General features: G+C 36.2%; 22 protein-coding genes. 10 read left to right on the forward strand and 12 right to left on the reverse strand.

Features of this window, described 5'->3' with window-relative positions:
• Positions 1-53 precede the first annotated feature (53 nt).
• The 3 genes from purL (at position 54) to PWU04_RS08955 (ending at position 6,163) form a co-directional block, all read left to right on the forward strand.
• A complete protein-coding gene (purL, locus tag PWU04_RS08945; protein ID WP_406600950.1) occupies positions 54-3,719 on the forward strand; it encodes a phosphoribosylformylglycinamidine synthase in 3,666 nt (1,221 codons plus the stop codon).
• Positions 3,720-3,870: 151 nt separating this feature from the next.
• Entirely contained in the window at positions 3,871-4,245 is a 375-nt protein-coding gene (locus PWU04_RS08950; protein ID WP_274475725.1) for an ester cyclase, read from the forward strand.
• Between the two features lie 148 nt (positions 4,246-4,393).
• Positions 4,394-6,163 (forward strand): AMP-dependent synthetase/ligase, encoded by a 1,770-nt coding sequence (locus tag PWU04_RS08955; RefSeq protein WP_274475726.1) that lies wholly within the window; start codon positions 4,394-4,396, stop codon positions 6,161-6,163.
• Positions 6,164-6,166: 3 nt separating this feature from the next.
• On the opposite strand, the gene PWU04_RS08960 is transcribed toward PWU04_RS08955, so the two are convergent.
• From PWU04_RS08960 to PWU04_RS08970, 3 genes are all read right to left on the reverse strand, one after another.
• Positions 6,167-7,021 (reverse strand): DUF5777 family beta-barrel protein, encoded by an 855-nt coding sequence (locus tag PWU04_RS08960; protein ID WP_274475727.1) that lies wholly within the window; start codon positions 7,019-7,021, stop codon positions 6,167-6,169.
• Between the two features lie 63 nt (positions 7,022-7,084).
• Complete coding sequence (locus tag PWU04_RS08965; RefSeq protein ID WP_274475728.1) at positions 7,085-7,669, reverse strand: T9SS type A sorting domain-containing protein; 585 nt, start codon at positions 7,667-7,669, stop codon at positions 7,085-7,087.
• A 32-nt stretch (positions 7,670-7,701) separates the two neighbouring features.
• The gene (locus PWU04_RS08970) at positions 7,702-8,097 is read right to left on the reverse strand and encodes an OB-fold protein (RefSeq protein ID WP_274475730.1); all 396 of its coding nucleotides are present in this window, start codon (positions 8,095-8,097) and stop codon (positions 7,702-7,704) included.
• Positions 8,098-8,180: 83 nt separating this feature from the next.
• On the opposite strand from PWU04_RS08970, the gene PWU04_RS08975 reads away from it, so the two are divergent.
• The gene (locus PWU04_RS08975; RefSeq protein WP_274475732.1) at positions 8,181-8,546 is read left to right on the forward strand and encodes a hypothetical protein; all 366 of its coding nucleotides are present in this window, start codon (positions 8,181-8,183) and stop codon (positions 8,544-8,546) included.
• Between the two features lie 17 nt (positions 8,547-8,563).
• Positions 8,564-9,112, forward strand: a complete 549-nt coding sequence (locus tag PWU04_RS08980) for a YceI family protein (RefSeq protein WP_274475733.1) — start codon at positions 8,564-8,566, stop codon at positions 9,110-9,112.
• A gap of 68 nt (positions 9,113-9,180) precedes the next feature.
• Here the strand turns inward: PWU04_RS08980 and PWU04_RS08985 are convergent, their stop codons facing one another.
• The 5 genes from PWU04_RS08985 to rpmH form a co-directional block, all read right to left on the reverse strand.
• On the reverse strand, positions 9,181-10,380 hold the full coding sequence (locus tag PWU04_RS08985; protein ID WP_274475734.1) for an efflux RND transporter periplasmic adaptor subunit: 1,200 nt from the start codon (positions 10,378-10,380) through the stop codon (positions 9,181-9,183).
• Between the two features lie 2 nt (positions 10,381-10,382).
• On the reverse strand, positions 10,383-14,717 hold the full coding sequence (locus tag PWU04_RS08990; RefSeq protein WP_274475735.1) for a CusA/CzcA family heavy metal efflux RND transporter: 4,335 nt from the start codon (positions 14,715-14,717) through the stop codon (positions 10,383-10,385).
• A gap of 80 nt (positions 14,718-14,797) precedes the next feature.
• A complete protein-coding gene (locus PWU04_RS13295) occupies positions 14,798-15,106 on the reverse strand; it encodes a DUF6660 family protein (RefSeq protein WP_319946481.1) in 309 nt (102 codons plus the stop codon).
• Positions 15,107-15,228: 122 nt separating this feature from the next.
• A complete protein-coding gene (carB, locus tag PWU04_RS08995) occupies positions 15,229-18,081 on the reverse strand; it encodes a carbamoyl-phosphate synthase large subunit (protein ID WP_274475736.1) in 2,853 nt (950 codons plus the stop codon).
• Between the two features lie 111 nt (positions 18,082-18,192).
• Positions 18,193-18,351, reverse strand: a complete 159-nt coding sequence (gene rpmH, locus PWU04_RS09000; RefSeq protein ID WP_088342410.1) for a 50S ribosomal protein L34 — start codon at positions 18,349-18,351, stop codon at positions 18,193-18,195.
• 175 nt (positions 18,352-18,526) lie between these two features.
• On the opposite strand from rpmH, the gene PWU04_RS09005 reads away from it, so the two are divergent.
• Both PWU04_RS09005 and PWU04_RS09010 read left to right on the forward strand, forming a co-directional pair.
• The gene (locus PWU04_RS09005) at positions 18,527-18,823 is read left to right on the forward strand and encodes a hypothetical protein (protein ID WP_274475737.1); all 297 of its coding nucleotides are present in this window, start codon (positions 18,527-18,529) and stop codon (positions 18,821-18,823) included.
• Positions 18,824-18,897: 74 nt separating this feature from the next.
• A complete protein-coding gene (locus PWU04_RS09010; RefSeq protein ID WP_274475738.1) occupies positions 18,898-19,467 on the forward strand; it encodes a DUF2892 domain-containing protein in 570 nt (189 codons plus the stop codon).
• Positions 19,468-19,555: 88 nt separating this feature from the next.
• On the opposite strand, the gene PWU04_RS09015 is transcribed toward PWU04_RS09010, so the two are convergent.
• Positions 19,556-20,476 (reverse strand): lytic transglycosylase domain-containing protein, encoded by a 921-nt coding sequence (locus PWU04_RS09015; protein WP_274475907.1) that lies wholly within the window; start codon positions 20,474-20,476, stop codon positions 19,556-19,558.
• Between the two features lie 33 nt (positions 20,477-20,509).
• Complete coding sequence (locus PWU04_RS09020) at positions 20,510-21,193, reverse strand: alpha/beta hydrolase (RefSeq protein ID WP_274475739.1); 684 nt, start codon at positions 21,191-21,193, stop codon at positions 20,510-20,512.
• A gap of 113 nt (positions 21,194-21,306) precedes the next feature.
• Between PWU04_RS09020 and PWU04_RS09025 the strand changes: the two genes are divergently transcribed.
• Positions 21,307-21,603 carry an N-acetyltransferase gene (locus tag PWU04_RS09025; protein ID WP_274475740.1) on the forward strand — a complete coding sequence of 99 codons (297 nt, stop codon included), beginning with the start codon at positions 21,307-21,309 and terminating at the stop codon, positions 21,601-21,603.
• Positions 21,604-21,670: 67 nt separating this feature from the next.
• On the opposite strand, the gene mtaB is transcribed toward PWU04_RS09025, so the two are convergent.
• Positions 21,671-23,002 carry a tRNA (N(6)-L-threonylcarbamoyladenosine(37)-C(2))-methylthiotransferase MtaB gene (gene mtaB / locus PWU04_RS09030; protein ID WP_274475742.1) on the reverse strand — a complete coding sequence of 444 codons (1,332 nt, stop codon included), beginning with the start codon at positions 23,000-23,002 and terminating at the stop codon, positions 21,671-21,673.
• Between the two features lie 45 nt (positions 23,003-23,047).
• Between mtaB and PWU04_RS09035 the strand changes: the two genes are divergently transcribed.
• Together PWU04_RS09035 and PWU04_RS09040 are read left to right on the forward strand one after the other, a co-directional pair.
• Positions 23,048-24,679: an ABC transporter substrate-binding protein gene (locus tag PWU04_RS09035; protein ID WP_274475744.1), complete on the forward strand. Its 1,632-nt coding sequence runs from the start codon at positions 23,048-23,050 to the stop codon at positions 24,677-24,679.
• 248 nt (positions 24,680-24,927) lie between these two features.
• Positions 24,928-25,464, forward strand: a complete 537-nt coding sequence (locus PWU04_RS09040; RefSeq protein ID WP_274475745.1) for a lipid-binding SYLF domain-containing protein — start codon at positions 24,928-24,930, stop codon at positions 25,462-25,464.
• 75 nt (positions 25,465-25,539) lie between these two features.
• On the opposite strand, the gene PWU04_RS09045 is transcribed toward PWU04_RS09040, so the two are convergent.
• Positions 25,540-26,103, reverse strand: a complete 564-nt coding sequence (locus PWU04_RS09045; protein ID WP_274475747.1) for a rhomboid family intramembrane serine protease — start codon at positions 26,101-26,103, stop codon at positions 25,540-25,542.
• Between the last annotated feature and the right edge of the window lie 35 nt (positions 26,104-26,138).

A 26,138-nucleotide genomic window follows, 5' to 3' on the forward strand; every position in this document is an offset into this window, starting at 1 on the left:
TTTTGCACTTTCAAAATAACTGTCTAAACAGCAGACACAAACACACATTTAGAATGATTCATTTCTTTGGAAACGTAAGCGGTAAGGTATTTGCCGTACAAACAGCAGAAGAATTATCTACTGAGACTATTTCAAAACTAACTTGGCTTTTTGGCAATCAACCTAAAATAGATGCGGCGTCCCTAGACGCCTTTTTTGTTGGGCCAAGAGCAGCCATGATCACACCTTGGAGCACCAATGCTGTGGAAATCACCCAAAACATGGGGATTGAAGGTATTATAAGAATTGAAGAATTCGAAGCCGTAGCTGAAGATTTTAAAGGGTACGACCCGATGATCTCTCAGAAGTTCAACGGCTTGAACCAGGATACCTTTACCATTGATATCCAACCAGAACCTATCTTGGAAATTAAAGACATTGCTGCTTATAACGAAAAAGAAGGATTGGCTTTAAATGAAGAAGAAATTGAATACCTAAACCAAGTGTCTGAACGAATTGGTCGTCCGTTGACCGATTCTGAAGTATTTGGATTCTCTCAAGTAAATTCAGAGCACTGTCGTCATAAAATCTTTAACGGAACATTCGTTATTGATGGTGAGGAAAAACCAACTTCCCTGTTCAAAATGATCAAGGAAACATCTAAACAACATCCTAACGACATTGTTTCTGCATATAAAGACAACGTAGCCTTTATTAAAGGCCCTGTTGTAGAACAGTTTGCACCAAAACGTGCAGATGTACCAGAATTTTACCAGACTAAGGATTTTGAGTCAGTAATATCCCTAAAAGCCGAAACCCATAACTTCCCAACAACGGTAGAGCCATTTAACGGGGCTGCTACTGGATCAGGGGGAGAAATTCGTGACCGTTTAGCTGGCGGTAAGGGATCTATTCCTTTAGCTGGTACTGCTGTCTATATGACATCTTATTCCCGATTGGAAGAAAATCGTCCTTGGGAAAATGGCATGCAAGAGCGTGATTGGTTATACCAAACCCCAATGGACATTTTAATTAAAGCAAGTAACGGTGCTTCCGATTTTGGTAACAAATTTGGTCAACCACTTATTACTGGTTCCATTCTTACTTTTGAGCATGAAGAGGAAGCTAGAAAGCTAGGTTTCGATAAAGTTATCATGCTTGCCGGAGGTGTTGGTTACGGTAAAGTAGATCAAGCCTTAAAAGACACTCCTAAAGAAGGAGATAAAATCGTTATCCTTGGTGGTGAAAACTACCGTATTGGTATGGGTGGTGCTGCTGTATCATCGGCCGATACTGGTGAATTGGATTCAGGGATTACACTAAACGCCGTTCAGCGTTCTAATCCAGAGATGCAAAAACGTGCTGCCAACGCCATTAGAGGTATGGTGGAAAGCGATGAAAACCATATCGTTTCTATTCATGATCACGGTGCTGGTGGACACCTTAACTGTCTTTCTGAATTGGTAGAAGAAATTGGAGGTAAAATCAACTTGGATGCACTTCCTGTTGGCGACCCTACCCTATCTGACAAGGAAATCATCGGAAACGAATCTCAAGAACGTATGGGATTGGTAATTGCTGAAAAGCACTTAGAAAACCTTCATAGAATTGCAGACCGTGAGCGTTCTCCAATGTACACTGTTGGTGATGTGACAGGAAATGATAGATTTACATTTGAGTCGGCTACTAAAGGTAATAAGCCTATGGACTTGGCTTTAAGCGATATGTTCGGTAGCTCTCCAAAAACGTATATGTACGATACAACAATAAATCGTACTTATAATGATGTTAGCTATAACAAAGAAGATTTTTACAACTATTTAGATCAATTATTACAATTGGAGGCTGTAGCCTGTAAAGATTGGTTAACAAATAAAGTAGACCGTTGTGTTGGCGGTAAAGTAGCCAAACAACAGTGTGCTGGGCCATTGCAATTACCACTTAACAACTGTGGTGTAATGGCATTGGATTTTAAAGGTAAGGAAGGTATTGCTACTTCTATTGGACACTCTCCTATTTCTGGATTGATCGACCCAATAGCAGGTAGTAGAAACAGTATCACTGAAGCCTTAACGAACATTATTTGGGCACCACTTAAAGATGGGTTAAAAAGTGTAACACTTTCAGCTAACTGGATGTGGCCTTGTAAAAACGAAGGTGAAGATGCTCGTTTATACGAAGCGGTAAAAGCTGTTTCTGAATTCTCTATCGATTTGGGCATTAACGTACCTACAGGTAAGGATTCATTATCAATGAAGCAGAAATATGCTAACGAAGAGGTTATCTCTCCTGGAACTGTTATTATTTCTGCTGCTGCAAACTGTAATGACATCAATAAAGTTGTTGAACCAGTATTGCAAAAAGATGGTGGCAACATTTACTACATCAACTTGTCGAAAGACAACTTTAAACTAGGAGGTAGTTCATTTGCTCAGATATTGAATAAAATTGGAAATGAAGCTCCTAATATTAACGATACTGCTTACGTAAAAACTGTTTTCAACACTATCCAACAATTAATTAGAGATGGTCAAATCGTAGCTGGTCACGATGTTGCTTCAGGAGGTTTGATTACCACTTTGTTGGAAATGTGTTTTGCAGATGTAAACCTTGGAGCTGAATTAGATCTTACAGTTCTTAACGAACAAGATTCATTCAAAATCTTGTTTGCAGAAAATGCTGGTATCGTAATTCAAGCCATAGACAACACTATTGAAACTGCTTTGAAAAATGCAGATGTTGAGTTTTTCAACATTGGATCTGTTACAAACAGTGATATCTTAAGTATCATTAACAATACAGATGTGTTTACCATGTCTGTTTCTCGTCTACGTGATATGTGGTACAAGACCTCTCACTTGTTAGACAGAAAACAAACAGCCAATAACTTGGCCGATGCTCGTTTTGAAAACTATAAAGCACAACCATTACAGTATTATTTCCCAAGCCACTTTACTGGTAAAAAACCAGAAATTGACGGTTCTCAACCAAGACCTAAAGCAGCTATTTTAAGGGAAAAAGGAAGTAACTCAGAGCGTGAGATGGCAAATGCCATGTACTTAGCTGGGTTTGATGTAAAAGACGTTCATATGACCGATTTAATTTCTGGTCGTGAAACGCTTGAAGATATCCAATTCATTGGTGCTGTTGGAGGATTCTCCAATTCCGATGTATTAGGTTCTGCTAAAGGATGGGCTGGTGCTTTCCTTTACAATGAAAAGGCCAACACAGCACTTAAAAACTTCTTTAAACGCGAAGACACTTTATCTGTTGGTATTTGTAACGGATGTCAGTTATTCATGGAACTGGAAGTAATTAACCCTGACCATGATGTTCATGGGAAAATGCACCATAACGATTCGCATAAGCACGAAAGCTCATTTACTTCAGTAGAGGTACAGGAAAACAACTCGGTAATGCTTTCAACACTAGCTGGAACTACTTTAGGGGTTTGGATTTCACACGGAGAAGGTAAATTCAACTTACCATTAAGTGAAGATCAATACAATATTGTAGCCAAGTATGGTTATGAAGCATATCCTTCAAACCCTAATGGATCTGACTTCAACACAGCTATGATGTGTGATAAAACTGGTCGCCACTTGGTAACTATGCCACACATTGAGCGCTCTATTTTCCAATGGAACTGGGCTAATTACCCTAACGGTCGCAAGGACGAAGTTTCGCCTTGGTTAGAAGCTTTCATTAATGCAAGAAAGTGGATTGAATCTCACAAATAATCTTAAGAATAAAAAGCTGCCTAAATAGGCAGCTTTTTATTTCTACTGCTATAGTCTTTATTATCAGGGTTTTTATTAAATTTATATAACTCTACTCTACCGGTTTTCATAAACAATCTACTCGACATTCATCAAACTAATCCGAAAACTCATGAAACCTGTAGAAAAGTATTTTGAAACTCATAGCCCAGAGTACTTGACCGAAGATGCCGAATTCACAGACATGCATACCATGGAAGTTACCAAAGGCAGAGACGCTATCGGGAAAATGCTCCATTATATGTACCATGAAGCCTTTGACGCTCAAGCAATAGTTGAAAACACAATTGTAACCGATGATAAAGCTCTCTTAGAAGCTACATTTAAAGGTCGACATATCGGGGAATTTTTGGGAATCCCTGCTACAAAAAAAAAGGTAGAAGTACCTTTGATAGTGAGTTACGATTTAGAAGGCAGTCTTGTAAAAAAAGCTAGGATTTATCTATTAAAAAGTGTCTTAATCAAACAACTTATAGACGAAGGTTAATTTCTACAATCTAAAATTAATTATTGAACTTTTTGATTTAAAACCACTTAAGAACACTCTTTTTATAAAGTTTCACTGGATTTGTCTTTGTATTGTAAAATGAGTTAGAATTTCATACTTTGCAGTATACCTAACTTGAACAGTACATATGACCGAAGTAACCCGTCTTTTCGACTTTCCATATTACCAATTGGAAACCTATAATTTAGACAATGCCCTTAACACAAAATACAATGGAAAATGGGTAAAAACATCTACAAAGGAATATATCGACAAAGCCAATGCGGTCAGCAGAGCTCTTCTAAAATTGGGTGTTCAAAAAAATGATAAAATAGCTATCATCTCTACCAACAACAGAACAGAGTGGAATATCATGGACATTGGTATTCTACAGGTTGGTGCACAAAATATACCTATCTATCCTACAATATCTTCCGAAGATTATGAATATGTTCTTAATCACAGTGAATCGAAGTATTGTTTTGTATCTGATGAAGAAGTTCTTGCTAAGGTAAATGCCATAAAAGGTAATACTCAACTAAAAGATGTTTATTGCTTTGATCATATTGAAGGTTGTAAACATTATTCAGAACTGTTCGAATTAGGAAAAGACACAAGTAATCAAGCTGAATTGGATCAACGAAAGTCTGAGGTAAAGCCTTCAGATCTTGCTACGATTATTTACACATCTGGAACAACAGGAAAACCTAAAGGTGTCATGCTTTCTCATAATAATTTAGTGAGCAATGCCTTGGATAGCATTCCTCGTCTTCCTGAAATAAATGATCAAACAAGAGTGTTGAGTTTCTTACCTGTTTGTCATGTATTCGAACGCGTTCTTATCTACATTTACCAATATGCAGGCGCTTCGATTTATTATGCTGAAAGCATTGATAAAATTGGTGATAATACAAAGGAAGTACAACCTCATTTAATGAGTGTCGTTCCTAGGCTTCTTGAGAAGGTTTTCGATAAAATATATGCAAAAGGCCAAGAGCTTAGTGGTATTAAGAAAAAACTATTCTATTGGTCCGTTGAATTAGGAGAACAATACGAACCTTATGGTAAAAATGGGGCTTGGTATGAATTCAAACTAAGCATTGCCCGTAAACTTGTATTTAGTAAATGGCAAGAAGCCTTAGGCGGTAAATTAAATACTATGGTTTCTGGTAGCGCCCCGTTACAACCCCGTTTATCACGTATTTTCTGTGCCTCTGGTATTATGGTTATGGAAGGCTATGGATTAACTGAAACCTCTCCCGTAGTTTCTGTGGGTAAATATGCCAACCATATGTTTAAAATAGGTACCGTTGGAAAGCCAATTAGAAATGTAGAAGTCAAAATTGCCGAAGATGGCGAAATTCTAATAAAAGGGCCTAATGTAATGCAGGGCTATTATAAAGATCCTGAGCGTACGGCTTCAGTAATGACTGGAGAATATTTTCACACTGGAGACAAAGGACTCATTGATAATGATGGCTTCCTAAAAATAACAGGGCGTAAAAAGGAAATGTTCAAAACTTCAGGAGGAAAGTATGTTATTCCTACTTTATTAGAAAACGAACTCAAACAATCTCGTTTTATTGAACAGGTAATGGTTATTGGTGAAGGCGAGAAAATGCCTGCTGCATTTATTCAACCTAACTTTGACTTTATCCGAGAATGGATAGACCGTAAACAGAAAAATATCGGAAAAACAGACTCAGATATTGCTGCTTCCCAAGAAGTAATCGACCGTATTCAGCGCGAAGTTGATTCTTGTAATAAACACTTTGGTAAATGGGAACAAATAAAACGTTTTGAGCTTACACCAGATGTGTGGAGTATTAGCGGAGGACAACTTACACCAACAATGAAAATGAAAAGGGATGTTATTAAATCCCTTTACAAAAACCTTTATGATAAAATTTACAAATAAAAACTAGAATACGCGGGTAAGATTAAAACCAAAAAATATATCACCTTCTCCCCAATCTCCAGATGCTTCTGTTAAAAAGGCATTAGTATTCATTGGTTGGGCATTGGAAAACAACAATTGGAATACATGACCACCTGTTTCGATATCCACTCCTATTGACAAAGGATTTCTATAAGGGGAATCACTAGCTCGACTAAAATTATAGCCATAATCAGCATTAACAGACCAACGGTTTCCTAATTTGTATCGACCTCCAACTCCCAATGCAAATTGAGAATTAGATTGATCATCCATAACAACATAATTATTATGAATAAATGTAGGCGCCAACTCTAAGGATAATTTAGTATTCACTTTTCTTGACACCAATAATTGAGTAGTATACCCCAAACGATCCACAAACTCTAATTTCGGAAGGTTATCTTTCTCCAAAGCTGTATTTATGGTCAAAGAATTATACCCAACTACTGTAAAGGGAAATTCGCCATCCTCTTGGGTAAGTAGTCTATACTTTAAAGCTCCTTCATAAGTTTTTTGATAGGAACTACGTGATAGACTTATGTTGAAACCATCACAAATACCATAAATAAAGTTCAATCTCGTTAGAGCATCATCCAATCCAAAAAAGGTATCTAAACCATATTTCACACTTCCAAAACGATGGGCCACATTAAAAATTAGTTCCTTTTTTGTAGCCAATTTAGTAGATTCAAAGTTTACTATTTTCAGTCCTTTGAACACAGCTGATTCGGGTATAGTCCAAGTACTATCAGAGTCAATCTCATCAAGTAAATCGTCTTGGGATAAAGAAATAAAAGGAATTAAAATTAGTATTAGAAAAAGGCAAAGGTTCTTCATGTTGGGCAATAAAAAAGACAAGCCATTAAAGTACTTTAATGGCTTGTCTGAGGTTAAATATTCTTATTGTTTAATAAATCGTTTGGTCGTAACCTTGTCATTAGACATTAGCCTAACAATGTAAACACCTTTATTCCAGCTACTCACATTAAGCTCAGCTTGAGAAGAACTACCTAAAAACTGGCTATGTACCAATTTACCTAGCACATCATAAATCTCAACAGACGTATTATCCATATTACCAGGTAATTCTAAGTTCAATGTGTTTCTCACGGGGTTAGGAGAAATAGTGAAGTCTGAATAATGTCTATCTTCAATACCCATAGTTCCTTGAACAGTTATCGTACCAAACATTGTGCTCTGATGATAGTTACACTGATAATCATTTTCCCCCTCAGTATTAAAGACTACACTATACGTATCCCCTGGGTTCATATTTCCACTATCAAAAACTTGAGTACTCCCTGATAAACTTGTGACTGTGTGAGGAATAGCATCCGTTACTGTCCAAGTAACTGTATCTCCTACATCAATTGTCAAGCTTGCAGCTGCACCATTGACATTTAACTCCCAATCAATAAAATGCTCTGTTTGTGCTTGCAAAGCAAAGGCAGTTAATAAACATAAAAAAAGTAGTTTTGTCTTCATAAAAATTATTTTTCGGTTATTTGGGTTAATGGTTAATTGTTAATGGTTAAAACAGTACATTGATCTAACTTCACTACTTCCAACAAATCATCATATCCAATGCAACGCCCTTTCACGCTAACATACTCATTAATTTGAAATGACGAATTTAGGCTTCCTTCAAATTGACAAAACACTAAAGTATTCAAAGTCAAATCCATTAGGTTCAATTCAGTAATTTTACCGTCAACCCTAATAGTTTTGTTTAAATACTTCTTCATAGCTAAATCGTTTTGAGATGCGAAAGCACTATGCAATTCCTGAGTATTTACAGTAAATTCGGGAACTTCTTCAGAAATGTTACGGTGGTCTTGGTATATGTAATTGTAAAAAACAACCACACCTATCACGAATAACAATCCGACAATAAATATACGCTTTTTATTCATTTAGCCTAAATTTATTCGTTAAAGTACGAAATATTTACCATAAATTTAGGCGTTTTAAAACAAAACCATAATATGATTTTTTCATGAAAACCCACTTTATTTTAGTCTCTGTTATAAGTATTACCTTTATGCTAAATTGCTCCAGCAATAGCGAATCAGATTTAATTGAAGACAATAATACACCTGAATTGGTCACCTATAATGGTGATATAAAAACTATAATTGACAATAATTGTATCGTTTGCCATAGCAACCCTCCACAAAATGGAGCCCCTATGCCCCTTACAACCTACGCAAATGTTAAGGAAGCTGTATTAAACCGTGACCTTATTGATCGCATATCTAGTACAGATCCAGCCTATTTAATGCCATTGGGCGGACAGCGTCTACCTCAAAATTTGATAGATACGGTTATTCAATGGGAGGAAGATGGGCTGCTAGAAGAATAACTCAAAAACCTTATACCATGAAAACCATATTATTTCTTATCGTTTTTTCTCTGTGTTTTTCCAGTACTATAGCTCAGGAAAAATATCTTACAAAAACAGGTACTGTGGGATTTGAAGCATCGGTACCCACGTTTGAACCCGTAGCAGCAAAAAACAAAACTGTAACAGCCATTTTTGATACTAGCAATGGGGAAATTGCTGCATTGGCACTTGTTAAAGGGTTTAGGTTTGAAGTTGCCCTGATGGAAGAACACTTCAATGAAAATTATGCTGAATCCGACAATTATCCGAAAATTACATTTAAAGGAACCATTAAGAACTTTAATATCGGTGAATTGAACAACCAATCTGAATACACGATTGACGGTGATATTACTTTTCATGGACAGACCAAATCCTATCAAGATATCCCAGTTACCATTTCACAGAATAGAAACCAATTAACTATAAAAGGAAGGTTTACGAGTTACGCCTCCGATTTTGATATAAAAATCCCTAAAGTAGTACGTAGCAAAATCGCCGAAGAAGTTAATGTCTATTTTGAATTTGTTATGACTCCTAAATAGTAGTTCCTATTTACATAAAACAAAAAAAGCTGGGACATGCCGGCTGTTTTTTTATCTGTTTTTTGAGACTAATGAGAATGTTCTGCCTCTCCTTTTTTCATTTCTGCTATGAGATAATAGGCATTATTCATAGCAAATAAACTTTTAGGTTCTACAGGCTCTAAAAAATTTATTTCGACCCATTTCCCATCTCTGGCACCAAGTATAACCTCTACAGGCTCAAAACTCCATTTATCATTTTCCTTTACAGCTTTGAACGCATAATAACGTTCCCCTTCTTTAACCATAGCACTTTCTGGAAAAACTTGAGTCATTATGGTATCAGCTTTAATCCTTCCTTGGATATACATTCCAGGAATAAGGTTTTCTGTTTTATTTTTAATTTCAGCGTGAACATGCAAAGCCTTAGGGTTATCTTCAAAAGTTTTGCTTACAGAATAAATTTCCGCTATCAGTTCCTTATCAGGAACAGACTGTACACTAAAGCTAACACTTTGCCCCTTTTTAACTTTATGCACATCCTTTTCGAAAACCATTAAATCGGCATGGATATGATGTGTATTTACAATTTCAAAAAGTTCGGTTTGTGGTTCAACATACTGCCCTGTTTTCACCTCTACTTTTTGTACAAACCCTTCAATTGGACTTTTTAAAGCAACACGTTGATAAATGGTTCCGTTTTGAACTTTTACAGGATTAATGTTCAACATTTTTAATTGAGCAGACAAACCGCTTACCATTGCTTTAGATGCCAAATATTCCGCTTCACTTCTTTGGAAATTAGCTCCTGAACCTACACCTTCTTCGTACAGCTTCTTTTGACGTTCAAAATCTTTTTTCAGAAAAATACTGTTACTGAACGCATTCAAATATTCTGTTTGTATTTCAATAATATTGGGATGGGATAAATAAGCTATTGCTTGGTTTTTGTTTACTTTATCCCCCTCAATAACTTCAATTGAGACCACATTTGCTCCAACCACAGAAGTGACGGACGCCTCATTTTGAGGAGGAACCTCCAAAGTTCCGTTGGCCTCTATGTAACTAGACATATTTCGATTTGAAATTGTATCAATTTGCATTTGAAGGGCTTCAAATTGCTGTTGACTCAGTAAAATTTCTTCTTCATCATGGTGGTCTTTTTCTGTTTCTTCTGAAACTTCATTACCATGATAGTGTCCATCTTCATTAGAATGATTCTCCTTGTTATTGCACGCAAGTACAAATAAAACAAGCGTTAGGACTATTATATGTTTCGATGTATTCATTGTTATTGTTTAAAATATTGTAACTCAAATAAACTGTCAAAATATTTCGAAAGAGACTCAATAGCATCTACTTCCGAACGAATTGCATTTTCCATTAGTTGAATAAAACCTATATAATCTATGGCTCCTTCACTATACGCCAACAAAGCTCCCCTACGCTGCTCTAAAGCTAAGGGTAAGACGTTTTCTTTGTAATATAACCATGTATTCTTCCACTTCTCGTATTGCTGCTGTGCCTGAATAAGAGCTATCTTAACCTCCCGCTGCTTTAACTCAAGATTAGTCTCGGCCATTTGCTTATCAATTTTTGCAGTTTTAACATTAGCTCTTTTAGTTCCTGACAAAAATGGGATTGATAAACCAGCTTGATAACTATAGAATCCCGAATTCCCGCTTATCTCTTGAATTCCTCCTTGAAAATTTAACTTTGGCAACTTATCGGCTTTAGCTGTATTGTAAATTGCTGCAGCTACATCAACTCTATTTTGAGCCATCAAAAAGGCAGGATGACTTTCTATTTCTGAATTGAGAGATATAGAATCTTGTACCATAGAATTTTCTGTAACCGAATAAAACTCATCCGAAAACAACCAAAGATTAAGTTGCTGTAGCGCTATAGCATACTCTCTATAAGCTTGGTCTTTTCGCAATTTGACTTGAAACGATTGATTCTTAGCTGTAGAATATTCCAACTTAGAAATAGCTTCCAATTCATAGTTAAGACTCACTGCCTTTTCGAATTTGGTGTAAATTGAATCCAACTCCTTATACAAATCATATTTTAACCGCTGTTCGTAAGCATAGGCCCAAGCTTTTTTTACTTCCAATTCTAATTGCAAACCTGACAATTCATACCCTTTTTGAGCCAATTCAATTCGTCGGTCTTGTAGTTTTCGTTTTGCCCCAATACCAAACACATTTATTTGAGATTGACCAACACCTAAAATGGTATAAACTCCCACATCTCCTTTAATTTCTTCTCCTCCAGTAAATATTTGAGTTGAACCTAAATCAAAAGCCGTTTGTTTTAATTGTTCCTGCTTTTCAATTTCCAGCTGCTTTACTTTCATCAAAGGGTAATTCTCTTTAGCCATAAGCACAGCCTCGTCAATACTAATCGTATTTAACGAATCTATACCTTCTTGTGCACTAATATTTAAAGACCATAACCCAATTAAAATTACTGAAACAAAAGCCAGCTTATTCTTTGAAGTAATTGCTCTTTTTTCTGTTTTCTTTTCAACCCACTGATAAAGTATAGGCAATACAATAAGGGTTAATAAAGTCGCTGTAAATAAGCCCCCTATTACTACTGTTGCAAGAGGGCGCTGTACTTCTGCTCCAGCCGAAGCAGAAATAGCCATAGGTAGAAATCCAAATATATCGGTCAATGCCGTTAACATAATCGGTCGAATACGTCTTTTGGTTCCTTCTATAATTCTATCATTAAGATTTGTTACTCCTTGTTCTTTTAATTCATTTAACCCACTAATCATGACCAACCCATTCAAAACAGCAACTCCAAAAAGCACTATAAATCCAACTCCTGCTGAAATACTAAAAGGCATCCCCCTTAACCATAATGCAAGTACTCCGCCTATAGTCGCCATCGGTATTGCAAAATAAATCATAAGGGTTTGTGGCAATGATTTTAGAGCAAAATAGATTAATATGAAAATCAAGGCCAGAGCTAAAGGCACTACAAATAATAATCGGCTACTTGCTCTTTCTAAATTTTCGAAAGCACCTCCGTAACGGATATAATATCCAGGTGGTAAATTTAACTTATCATCTAAAATTTCTTGAATATCCTTAACTACCGATTTCACGTCCCTGTCTCGAATATTGATTCCAACATAAGTTCTTCTGTTGGTATTATCCCTACTAATTTGCATGGGCCCAGCCTGATAACTAATCTCTGCAACTTCACGTAGCGGAATTTGGGCGCCTGAAGGAAGGGTAACATAAAGTGATTGAATATCGGAAATATCCCGTCTCTTAGATTTATCCAAACGAACAACTAGATCAAAACGCTTTTCCCCTTCAAATATAACTCCGGCTATGCCTCCAGCAAAAGCTGTTTGTACCGTTTCATTAAGGGTGTTGATTTGAAGTCCATATTGAGCCAATTTATTACGATTGTAATAAATGGAAATTTGCGGTTGTCCAGTAGTTGCTTCAACTTTTAAATCGGCAACACCAGGAACACTGCTTACCAACTTCCCTATTTCTTCAGCTTTATCTGCTAAAACCTGTAGATCCTCCCCGAAGAGTTTTATAGCAACATCTTCCCGCACTCCAGTAAGCAACTCATTAAAACGCATTTCTATAGGTTGGGTAAATTCATAATTTACTCCTGGCACGATGCTTATGGCTTCTTTTATTTTATCCACTAGCTCTTCTTTAGTCTTAGCTGCCGTCCACTGGCTCTGAGGTTTTAAAATGGCAAACATATCGGCTATATCCATTGGCATTGGGTCTGTTGGAACATCAGCCACGCCTATTCTTCCCAAAACAGTTTCCACTTCATTTGGAAACTCAGCTTTAACAATACGTTCAATTTTGGTGGTAGTTTGTATGGTTTCGGACAATGAACTTCCGGGTTTTAAAATAGCATGAAAAGCAATATCACCCTCATCTAACTGAGGCATAAATTCTCCTCCCATTCTGGTAAACAAAAAAATAGTAACTGCAAATAACCCCAATGCAATTCCCATAACTAGTTTACTGCGTTTTAAAGTGATTTTAAGAATTGTTTCGTATTTATTTTCTACCCATATAACAAATTTATCTCCATAGGAATCTTTTGTATTTCTCGGAACCCTTAAAAAGAATGAAGACACCATCGGTACATATGTTAAACACAGTACCATTGCCCCTATCATAGCAAAAATAAAAGTCAGGGCCATGGGGTGAAACATTTTACCTTCAACACCTTCTAATGCTAAAATGGGAATGAAAACAATCAAAATGATAAGCTGTCCAAAAAAAGCCGCATTCATCATTTTTTTTGTTGACTTAGAAGCTATTTTATCTCTCTCGTCTGAGGTGATTTTTTTGATTTTAGAAAGTTTAGACACCATCAGAAACACTGTGCTTTCAACAATTATCACAGCGCCATCAACAATAATTCCAAAGTCGATAGCCCCCAAACTCATAAGATTTACCCAAACATCAAAAATATTCATCAGTATAAAGGCGAAAAGCAGCGACAAAGGAATCGTTGAAGCCACGATCAATCCGCCTCTCCAATTCCCCAAAAGCAAGACCAATACGAAAATCACTATTAATCCCCCTTCCAATAAATTCCCCTTTACGGTATTGGTTGTACTAGAAATCAATTTGCTTCTATCAAGGAACGGTTTGATACTAACACCTTCCGGTAAAGATTTCTGTATTTGGACAATACGCTCCTTAACACTTTGAATTACCTCGTTGGAGTTAGCACCTTTAAGCATTAATATCATACCACCAACAGCCTCTCCTTTTCCATCTTTAGTGAGAGCACCATAGCGAACAGCACTACCAAGCGTTACAGCAGCAATATCCTTAACTTTAACGGGGATATTATTAACATTACTGACCACGATATTTTCAAGATCGGTAATGCTTCGAGCCAACCCTTCTCCCCTAATAAAATTTGCTTGATGATTTTTCTCTATATAGGCTGCTCCAGTATTCTGGTTATTATTCTTCAGCGCCTCAAATACATCGGAAATAGTTAAATCAATAGCTCTTAACTCTTCAGGTTTAACGGTAATCTCGTATTGCTTTTTAGCACCTCCAAAAGCATTTACTTCTACAATTCCAGGAACCATTGCCATTTGTCGACGAACTATCCAATCTTGAATGGTTCGCAAGTCTGAAGTACTGTATCTATCTCTAAAAGCGTTATCCACTTCTAAAGTGTACTGATAAATTTCCCCCAAACCTGTAGAAATAGGACCAATAGCTGGCTTACCAAATCCTTCTGGAATCTGTTCCTGTATTTCTGGTAATTTTTCAGAAACCAATTGTCTTGGAAGATATGTACCTACTCTATCGTCAAAAACAATGGTAACAACAGATAAACCAAATCTAGAAATAGACCTGATTTCCTTTACGTCTGGCAAATTGCCCAATGCCAACTCAATTGGGTAAGTTATAAATTGTTCAATTTCTTCAGTACCCAAATTAGGAGCTTGGGTAATAACTTGAACTTGATTATTTGTAATATCGGGAACAGCATCAATAGGCACTTTTGTCATGCTCCAAATCCCCACTCCTATAATAGCAAGTGTAAACAACCCGATAACAAACTTGTTCCGGATTGAAAAATCAATGATTTTATTTATCATGAGATAAGATTAAATGTTCAACAATATGCTTTAATTCCATTGAAAATTGGAACACAGCAAATCTTAGCTATATTGTAACATTAAACCCTTGGAGGCTGAAGCAAAGGCCTTGTGAAATTTTTGCCCTCACTATTAAAGTGAATGAAAATATTAGTCGGAATATCGAAATTCGGAACCTGATATTCCACTAAATCAAAATGTGTCGCATGTACGTGGCAACAATGGCATTGGCAGAAAGGAGAACAAAGATCAGCATTGGAATGGTCATGATCATCTCCATGATTTGACATTTCAATTTTAACCTCATTACTGTCCACGACAGCATCACCACAAGGCACAAAGTTCAGTGCCAAAATGTAGAAGGATAATATGAAGGTTAAATATTTCATTGTGCCAAATATACAAAAATATGAATGCCCTTAAATGAGTTAAAATAATCTTCGCAATTGATAAACAAAAAAACGCCGACTTAAAAAGTCGGCGTTTAGAATATTCATTTTTTTGAGTTTTATTATTTACTCAAGTACATTTTGCGTCTTGAATAAAGGTTATAAAACTCATCTTCTTTCAAGCTGTCAATGAACAGGATGCTTTCACCTGTACTCTTCATTTCTGGTCCTAGCTTTTTGTCTACGTTAGGGAATTTGTTGAAAGAGAATACTGGTTGCTTAATTGCATATCCGTCCAAGTGTGGTTTGAAATCAAAATCAGTTACCTTTTTGTCTCCCAACATCACTTTTGTAGCGTAGTTTACGTAAGGCTCTCCGTAAGCCTTGGCTATAAATGGTACGGTACGTGATGCTCTTGGGTTTGCCTCAATAATGTATACCTTATCGTCCTTAATAGCAAACTGAATGTTTATCAAACCTACAGTATTCAATGCCTTGGCAATTTTCACAGTATGGTCTTTAATCTGCTGCATCACAAGGTCTCCTAAGTTAAACGGAGGCAATGTTGCGTTACTATCACCTGAGTGGATACCACAAGGTTCAATGTGCTCCATTATACCGATGATGTATACGTTCTCTCCATCACAGATTGCATCTGCTTCTGCTTCGATAGCACCATCTAAGTAGTGATCCAATAACAATTTGTTGTTAGGAATCTTACGTAGTAAGTCTACAACGTGCTCTTCCAACTCCTGCTTGTTGATCACAATTTTCATTCCTTGTCCCCCTAATACGTATGATGGACGCACCAATATTGGGAAATCTAATTTATCGGCCACTGCAAGGGCTTCATCTGCAGTTTCAGCAGTATCAAATTCTGGATAAGGAATATCGTTTTCCTTCAACAATTTTGAGAAGTGTCCACGATCTTCCGCCAAGTCAAGTGACTCATAACTGGTACCGATGATATTGATACCGTAACGATCTAGTTTTTCGGCTAATTTAAGAGCTGTTTGTCCACCAAGCTGAACGATTACACCTTCTGGCTTTTCGTGTTTAATGATATCATAAATATGTTCCCAGAATACAGGTTCGAAATAAAGCTTATCTGCTGTATCAAAGTCGGTAGAAACCGTTTCTGGGTTACAGTTAATCATGATAGTTTCGTAACCAGCTTCTGCAGCTGCCAATACTCCGTGTACACAACAGTAATCGAACTCAATTCCTTGACCAATACGGTTTGGACCAGACCCTAGTACAATGATTTTCTTCTTGTCTGTAACTACACTTTCGTTAGCTGCATAACGCTCACCATTTGCTGTTTCTACTTCATTTTCAAATGTAGAGTAGTAATAAGGTGTTTGCGCTTTAAATTCTGCCGCACAAGTATCAACCAGTTTGTATACACGGTTGATGTTCATTTCTTCACGCTTTCTGTATACTTGGCTTTCAAGACAGTTAAGCATGTGAGCTATCTGACGGTCACCGTAACCTTTTTGTTTTGCTTCCAATAACAGGTCACGTTCAATAGTATCTATAGTGAACTTAGAAATTTCTTTCTCTAAGAAATAAAGCTCTTCGTATTGCTTTAAGAACCACATGTCGATCTTGGTGATCTCGTGGATGGTACTTAATGGAATTCCAATGTGGATTGCGTCGTAAATAACAAATACACGATCCCAAGAAGCATGAGTAAGCTTTTCAATAATGGTATTGTAATCTTTATACCCTTTACCATCGGCGCCTATACCGTTACGCTTAATCTCCAACGATTGGGTTGCTTTATGCAGTGCTTCCTGGAATGAACGTCCAATTCCCATTACTTCACCTACCGATTTCATTTGAAGCCCTAATGTACGGTCACTTCCTTCAAACTTATCGAAGTTCCAACGTGGTATTTTAACGATTACGTAGTCTAATGTTGGCTCGAATAAAGCTGAAGTAGACTTTGTAATTTGGTTATCTAATTCATCAAGTGTATAACCAATAGCTAATTTAGATGCAATTTTGGCAATAGGATAACCAGTTGCCTTAGAAGCTAATGCAGAAGAACGAGATACACGTGGGTTAATCTCGATAGCAATGATTTCTTCTTCATTATCCGGACTTACAGCAAACTGAACGTTACATCCTCCGGCAAAGTCACCAATGCTACGCATCATCTTGATAGCCATGTCACGCATCTTCTGGAAAGTACGATCAGAAAGCGTCATTGCAGGGGCTACTGTGATAGAGTCTCCAGTATGAATTCCCATAGGATCCATATTCTCGATAGTACAGATAATTACAACGTTATCATTCTTATCGCGTAACAACTCCAATTCATACTCCTTCCAACCCATCATGGCCTTATCGATCATTACTTCGTGGATTGGAGAAATTTCTAAACCATGGCTTAGTTGTTTGTCAAAATCTTCTTTTCTGTAAACGATAGATGCACCCGCACCTCCTAATGTATAAGAAGCTCTAATAACCAAAGGGAATCCAAATTCCTGTGCTATTTCTTTTCCTTGAAGGAAAGAGTTTGCAGTAGCTTGAGGTGCCATTGGCACACCAATTTTGGTCATTAACTCTCTGAACTGTTCGCGATCCTCAGTGATATTGATGGCATCGATGTCTACACCGATAAGCTCAACACCAAAATCTTTCCAAATACCTTTTTCATCAGCTTCAATAGCCAAATTCAATGCTGTTTGCCCTCCCATAGTTGGCAATACTGCATCAATATTTGGATGTTTCTTTAAAATTTCAATAATCGATTTTGTAGTTAGCGGCTTTAAGTAAACATGATCGGCCATAGAAGGATCGGTCATGATGGTCGCAGGATTTGAATTAATCAAAATGGTTTCTATACCATCTTCTCTTAACGATCTTAACGACTGTGTTCCTGAATAATCAAATTCGCAGGCTTGACCAATTACAATGGGACCAGACCCAATAATTAAAACGGATTTAAGGTTTGGATTCTTCGGCATTCTAACAATTATTGTGTTGTATTAATTCTTTTTTAACATCCCTTTTGGGTAGGTATAAAAAAAGGCGTTACGTTTAAAGTAACACCTTTAGTATATTAACTTACGCTAACATTATTTTTTATGTCTTGGTTCAGAAGATACAGACAATTTCTTTCTTCCCTTAGCTCTTCTACGAGCAAGTACTTTTCTTCCATTAGCAGAGGCCATTCTTTCTCTAAACCCGTGCTTGTTTCTTCTTTTTCTTTTCGATGGTTGAAACGTTCTTTTCATTTCTTAAATATCTTTATCTTCTTGAATAATTCTTTTAAAAATCCGTGCACCGGAATACTCTCCCAAAGTGCGGCGCAAATATACGACAAGTTTTCACTTTGACAAACCTTATTATAAAAATATTTTTTCAGTAAAAATTTTAGTTTCTTTGTACCCCAAAAGAAAATTCATCTTAATGGGGCGCCAGAAAAACTATATCGTTATTCTTTCAATGCTTTGCAGCTGTATTGTATTGACCCAAAAACCTTTGCAATATAAACTAAAGATTGGAGACAACCTTAATATAATCCAAAAAATGGTTCAAACCATTGAACAGGATATTGACGGTTCGCAGCATGTAATGACCAATGAATTGGAAAACGAATTTTTGTTTGTGTTTACAAAATTAAACGACAGATGTGTAGATATGGCTCTCCTTTTTGATAAGTTTCGCTTAAAGATTTCGTCTAATCTTTATGGTATCATAACATAAAGTCAAATGGAAAACCAAAAAACACCAACTACAATAACAAGCAAAAACAATATATAAAACCAAATAAACACTTTATGTACAACAAAATAATAAAACTTATAATCGCGGCAGGTATTATAGCTTATGCAATTTGGCAAATGATAGATGGCTATATAGGTAATGGTATCATGCTTATTTTGCTTTCATTAATCTTCATATTCCTATACTTTAAAAATGAGTTTATACTACTTGCATTTTTGAGATTGAGGAAGCAGGATTTTGAAGGTGCAAAAAAGTGGCTTAATAAAATAAAGAATCCTGAAACTGCTTTAGTAAAAAAGCAACAAGGCTACTACAACTACCTTCATGGCATTATGGTTTCACAAACCAATATGAATGATGCTGAGCGTTACTTCAAAAAAGCTGTAGATCTTGGACTATCCATGGATCATGATATGGCTATGACTAAATTAAACCTTGCTGGAATAGCTTTAACTAAAAGAAGAAAACAAGAAGCGCAACGTTTATTGAATGAAGCCCAAAAACTAGACTCAAGAGGTATGCTGACAGATCAAATAAAAATGATGAAAGACAATATGAAGCGTGCACAAATGCCTAACCAGCACTATGGCGGACACAGACAGCAACGCATGAAGAGAAAGTAAAATTTAGATTCTAGATTTTGGACTTTTTACATATTTGAAATATAAATGCCGGGAAATCCCGGCATTTTTTATGTACACTAGATATTTTCTATTTGTAGTGACCTTTTTCAGGTATCTCAATAAAATACTGTTTACGTGATTTATTGTTAAGAAAAGGTTCACGCAGCCAAGGATTATGGATTTTTAAAATCTTATAGTTAATATCAAACTTTTCAGCAAACTTAGTAAAGTCCGTTACGGCAGTATCCACTTCCACTTTATAGGTAGGGACCTCTTTATACAAATCTTTTTCTCTAAAGTTAAATCCGTATTTATCGGGATGGGTTAAAATTTCCTTTAGTGCAACAATTCTAAACACATATCGACCTGTTTCCTCACCTAATAATAAATCGTAATAATCCTTCACATTCTGATCGTCAAGTCGTCTGGATATTCCATTTTTACCTGCATTATAAGCTGCTGCTGCCAAAGTCCAACTACCAAATTCTTCTTTTGATTCCAATAAATATTGACAAGCCGCTTCTGTTGCCTTTTCTAAATTATAACGTTCATCCACATTATCATTAACTTCCAAACCATTCTCCCTTGCGGTTGCCGGCATGATTTGCCAAACACCTCTTGCTCCAGCTGGTGACACCACATTAAGAAGGCCGCTTTCAATTACAGCCAAATATTTAAAATCGTCAGGTACGCCATATTTTTTTAAAATAGGCTCAATGGTCGGGAAATATTTGTAAGCTCTTTTAAACAATAAAAGACCATTAGACTGCCAATAGGTATTCACCAATAATTCACGATCAATCCGTTCATAAATATCTGGATCATTTATAGGCATAGCCTCACCTGCAAATTCTAAGTACTCTGGAACAGGTAATGCATAAACATTATAATCATTGATAAGCTTAGACTCAAAATTTTCATCGGTTGGAGCGTCCTGGAGTGCGTAAATAAATAACGCTGCTAAGCTCAATAATCCTACAAACGCCAGCCCTTTCTGTAATGTTTTCATCATTAGTTCAGTTTATATAAAGTTATAAATAAATTATGTTTTTTCCACGCAATTCTCTTGACAAATCAAGCCTTCTAAATGCTCATTAAACCACTTAAATCTATTGATGATCATGATATGGGTTCCACCCTTAATCACCAAGCAATTTTGAATATATTTTATTGGGAAAACGCCGTCTTTATCACCATGAATATGCACTATATCTTTAATAGGTATCTCTCTATCCCAGCACACTACCTGCTCTATGGCCCAATCTAAATAGCGCTTATCATTAACAGACAGATATTTTTTATACAATTCAACTCGCTTTGAAGCCGTTTTACCTAATGCATATTTAGCCAGTTTTTCTACATCCCCTAATAGTTTTGTTGGTAATAATTTGTAGGTTTTGGTCAAACGTCCCAACTTCATACGTCTAGGAAGTTCATGTCTGGTTTTAACACTTGATATTATTATTATTTTTTTAACATTTAAAAACTGACTCATCTCTTGTACCAATATTCCTCCAAACGAAACCCCTATCAAAACAACATTATCATAAACTACCTTTTTAGACATACGCTGTGCATAGTCTTCAAGAGACTCTTCTTGCTCGGGCATTAACCATTCCAACCAATGCATCTCAAACTTTTCTTTAGGTAATTCTATATGTTCAAAAATTGTAGGGTTTGCCGCCATTCCCGGCATCATATAAACATGTGTTATTTGGTGATTCATAGCGTATTAGACAAATCTCGCCTAAATATTAAGATTTTTTTCGTAATTTTGTGCTGCAAATTAAAAAATAGTACTCACTATTTAAACTCCTTTTATTAAAAACTACGAACACAATGATTGAGGCAGCAGAAGTTATTGACAATGATTTTTTACGTCAATTTGAATTAAAAGTAGACGACCATTTGGCGAAAATTGAATATTCTTTACAGGAGCGAAAGATTTTTTTGACAAAAATTTCTATCCCTGAAGACGTTGAAGTTGAAGAATTTAAAAATGACTTTATCAAAGCTGTTTTTGAACTTATTGAAGATCGCAACTTAAGAGTTGTTCCTACCAGTCCAGATATCGCTAAGTTTATACGCAAAAATAGGCAGTATAAAAGCTTGTTACCTGTTGGAGTAAGAATATAACAAACACTTAATTATACAAAAAAAAACCGAAGCTAATACTTCGGTTTTTTTTTGTTTTTTAATCATCTTACTTTGCCAACACAGTATCAAAATCAAACCTAACCATTCCGTCATCGTCAATTTTGGTTAATTGCACCTCTTGTAGAGTATTAACTAATTCTGGGTTCCATGGAGTCTTCACCTTCACATAGTTTTCAGTAAATCCGTGAATATAACCTTCCTTATTTTCACCTTCAAACAAAACTGTACGTTTAGTGCCTATTTGGCTCTCATAAAAAGCACGACGCTTCTTTACAGAGAGTCCTCTTAACATTTTACTTCGTTTTGCACGAACTTTGTTCGGCACAACACCTTCCATTTGGGTTGCTAATGTATTATCTCGTTCAGAGTAGGTAAATACGTGAAGATAGGATATATCCAGTTCGGTCAGGAAGTTGTATGTTTCTAAGAAATGTTCATCGGTTTCACCCGGAAAGCCAACAATAACATCTACACCAATACATGCATGAGGCATCACTTCCTTTATTCTATTTACACGATCAACATATAACTCCCGTAAATAGCGACGGCGCATCAATTTTAAAATATCATTGTTACCGCTTTGCAATGGGATATGGAAATGTGGCACAAAAGTACGACTTTGAGAAACAAAATCTATAGTTTCATTTTTAAGCAAGTTTGGCTCGATAGAAGAAATACGCAAACGTTCTATCCCCTCTACTTCATCCAACGCCTGAACCAATTCAAAAAAAGTGTGCTCGTGCCTTTTATTACCAAACTCACCTTTACCATAATCCCCAATGTTCACTCCAGTGAGCACTATTTCTTTAATATCCTTCTCTGAGATTTCCTTTGCGTTTTTCAACACGTTTTCTAGTGTATCACTTCGAGAAATACCTCTTGCTAAAGGAATGGTACAATACGTACACTTATAATCACATCCATCTTGAACCTTCAAAAACGCACGAGTTCTGTCACCTATAGAATAGCTTCCCACATAAAAATCGGCTTCTTGAATTTCGCAAGAATGCACCTCACCAAAATCGTTCTTTGAAAGATCGTTGATGTAGTCCGTAATTTTGAACTTTTCAGTTGCGCCTAACACCAAATCCACTCCTTCTACATCTGCCAATTCTTGAGGTTTTAACTGGGCATAACATCCCACAGCCGCTACAAAAGCATTTGGATTTGCTTTCTGTGCCTGCTTAACTATCGTTTTAAAACGCTTATCGGCATTCTCTGTAACCGAACAAGTATTGATAACATATATATCTGCTAATTCAGAAAAATCAACACGGTCAAATCCTTCATCACTAAAATTACGTGCAATAGTTGATGTTTCGGAAAAATTAAGCTTACAGCCTAAGGTATAAAATGCAACTTTTTTTCTATGGTTCATTCTTGTATTTTTACCAAGGCTGCAAATTTACAATTAATAAATGATATGATAAAACTCCCAAAGAACAACCTTTTAAAATCAATCTTCTATATTTCAGTGAGTTGCATTAGCATTTTGGGCCTTTCTTGCTCAAAAGGCAAACAGCCTGATCGTAATCATTTGGTATTTCGCTACAACGAACACAAAAACATAAGTTCTTTAGATCCGGCTTTTTCCAAGGATTTAGCTGATATTTGGGCCACACATCAATTGTTTAATGGATTAGTACAGACAGATGATAGTTTGAGGGTTAAACCTTGTATTGCCAAAAGCTGGGAAATTTCAGAAGATGGCCTTAATTACACCTTTAACCTTAGGAATGATGTCTTTTTCCATAAACATCATCTCTTTGGAAAAGATTCTACTCGTAAAGTTACAGCTAATGATATAGTTTATAGTCTTAATCGTTTGCGAGACAAGCAAACGGCATCACCAGGGAGTTGGGTATTAGCTAAAGTAGACGATTTCCAAGCCCTAAACGATTCTGTATTCCAAATACAATTAATGCAGCCATTTCCTGCATTTTTGGGGCTGCTTACCATGAAATACTGTTCCGTGGTTCCCCAAGAAATAGTTGAACATTACGGTAGGGATTTTCGATCACACCCTATTGGTACAGGGCCATTCAAGTTTAAGCATTGGGAGGAAAACATAAAATTAGTGTTTCGAAAAAACGAAAACTATTTTGAAACCGATAATCAAGGGAAAACGCTTCCGTTTCTCGAAGCTGTAGCCATTACTTTCTTACCAGATAAACAAAGTGAGTTTCTTCAGTTTGCACAGGGTAACATCGATTTTGTATCTGGATTGGATGCTTCTTATAAAGATGATATATTAACTGCAGACGGAAATTTAAGGGAACAATATTTCAATAAAGTGAATATGATTAAAAGCCCTTACCTAAACACGGAATACTTAGCGTTTTTTATGGACGGTAATGTCCCAGAAATTCAATCAGAATTACTCAGAAAGGCTGTAAACTATGGTTTTGACCGAAAAAATATGATGACCTATTTACGCAATGGTATTGGCATTCCTGCCAATGGAGGTTTTATCCCAAAAGGATTGCCTGGATACAACACCTCGATTGGCTATAGTTACAATCCAGAAAAAGCAAAATCACTTATCAAACAATTTAAACAGGAAACTGGTATTTTAGAGCCAAAAATCACCATTACAACAACTGCAAACTATTTAAGTTTTTGCGAGTACATTCAGCGTGAACTACAAAAAACAGGTTTGGAAGTAGCCGTAGATGTTATTCCTGCATCTACATTAAAAGAAGCCAAAGCCAATGGCAAACTAGATTTATTCAGGGCAAGTTGGGTGGCTGATTATCCCGATGCAGAAAACTACCTTTCACTATACTACAGCAAAAACTTTGCTCCAAATGGTCCTAATTACACCCATTATAAAAACGAAATTTTTGACCATTTGTACGAAAAGACATTTACAATTACCAACGAGGATAAACGAGAAGAATTGTATGCTAAAATGGACTCACTGGTAATGCAATCGGCTCCCATTGTACCTCTTTTTTATGATGAAGTTGTACGTTTTAGCAGTAAAAAAGTAAATGGACTTGGTGTAAACCCCGTTAACTTATTGGAATTAAAAAAGGTTTGGAAAGAACGGTAACCTCACCTAAAACCTCACATACGACTATACATCAATAACTTACACTCTCAAAACATTAACTTCATCTTCCAAAAAAGTCTAAATAAGAAAATGCATAACAGTAAGAACTAGCCTATGGTTTTAATAAGTGATAAAGAGATTATAAAAAAGCTCAAGACTAAACACCACAAAATCAAGCCTTTAACAACATTATCTCCTACAAAATGATTACCTTTAGTTCTATATTCGGTAACCATAACATATTCATTATGAAAAATTTAAAATTCCTATTAATCGTTTTTACCCTCGGATTTTTCACTTCTACTCTATCCGCTCAAAACGACAAAGACCAGAAAATTATTGATGATGCTAAAACAGCTAAGGAAACTCTGTTAACTGAAAATCCTGATTTAAAAGACTTTTTCGATAAAGCTGCCGGTTATGTTATTTTTCCTAATGTTGGAAAAGGTGGGTTTATTGTAGGAGGAGCTTCTGGAAACGGTGTTGTTTACGAAAGTGGCGAAATGGTCGGGATGGCTAGCCTAAAAATGGTAGACGTTGGTTTTCAAGCTGGGGGACAAGCTATCATAGAGGTTATCTTCTTCGAAACCCAAAAAGATTTAGATAAATTTAAGGAGGGTAATTTTAATTTTGCTGCAGGAGCTTCTGCAACCGTACTTAAATCTGGTGCCTCCTTCGATGCAAAATATGCCGACGGCATTGCTGTGTTTACTCATGCAAAAGGAGGACTAATGGCTGAAGCAGCTGTTGGTGGTCAGAAATTCAAATATAAACCTCTTAAATAGAGGTAAACGTTTATCGTATTGAAAAACACTCTTCTGTTTAAAGGGTGTTTTTTTTTTTAACTCTAAAAAAATATGTCACTTATCCAATATTATTCTCCAAACCCCATAAAACATAAAACCAATAAAAGTTGCCACAGCATGATATAGATTCCCATATAAAAAAGTGTACATCAACTTGTGTTCTGGATTAAATACGAGAGGAACAAAAACCATGACGACAGTAATTAATCCCCACATTACTACCAACAACCCTTTACTCACAAATGCTATCTTGGAATAGTTAAAATCCTTTTTACTACGCTTAATAGGAATTAACAAAAATGGACTATAAGCCCATATAACACCAGAGGCTCCACTAACCCATTTATCACTAATAAAAGCTGTTGCAGTAAAACCAACCCAAGCTACAATGCTTAGAAACAAAAACCTTTTTCTTCCTAGTATACTTTCTGTTATCCTTCCACAAGTCAACAATAAAATTATATTAAGCACAAGATGTCCTAGAATAGCCAACGGCATTCCTTTAACACCATGCTGAAATGGCAGTATTAAAGATTGCCACCAAAAATGGTGAGGTAGCTCAACATTAAACAATTCGTAATATTCTTCACTAAAAACGCCTGGCAACGTTATTAACAAACAAAGAAAAAGGTAACAATATACTACTGGAGTAC

It is taken from the genome of Mangrovimonas aestuarii (assembly GCF_028767185.1).
GTDB lineage: Bacteria > Bacteroidota > Bacteroidia > Flavobacteriales > Flavobacteriaceae > Mangrovimonas_B > Mangrovimonas_B aestuarii.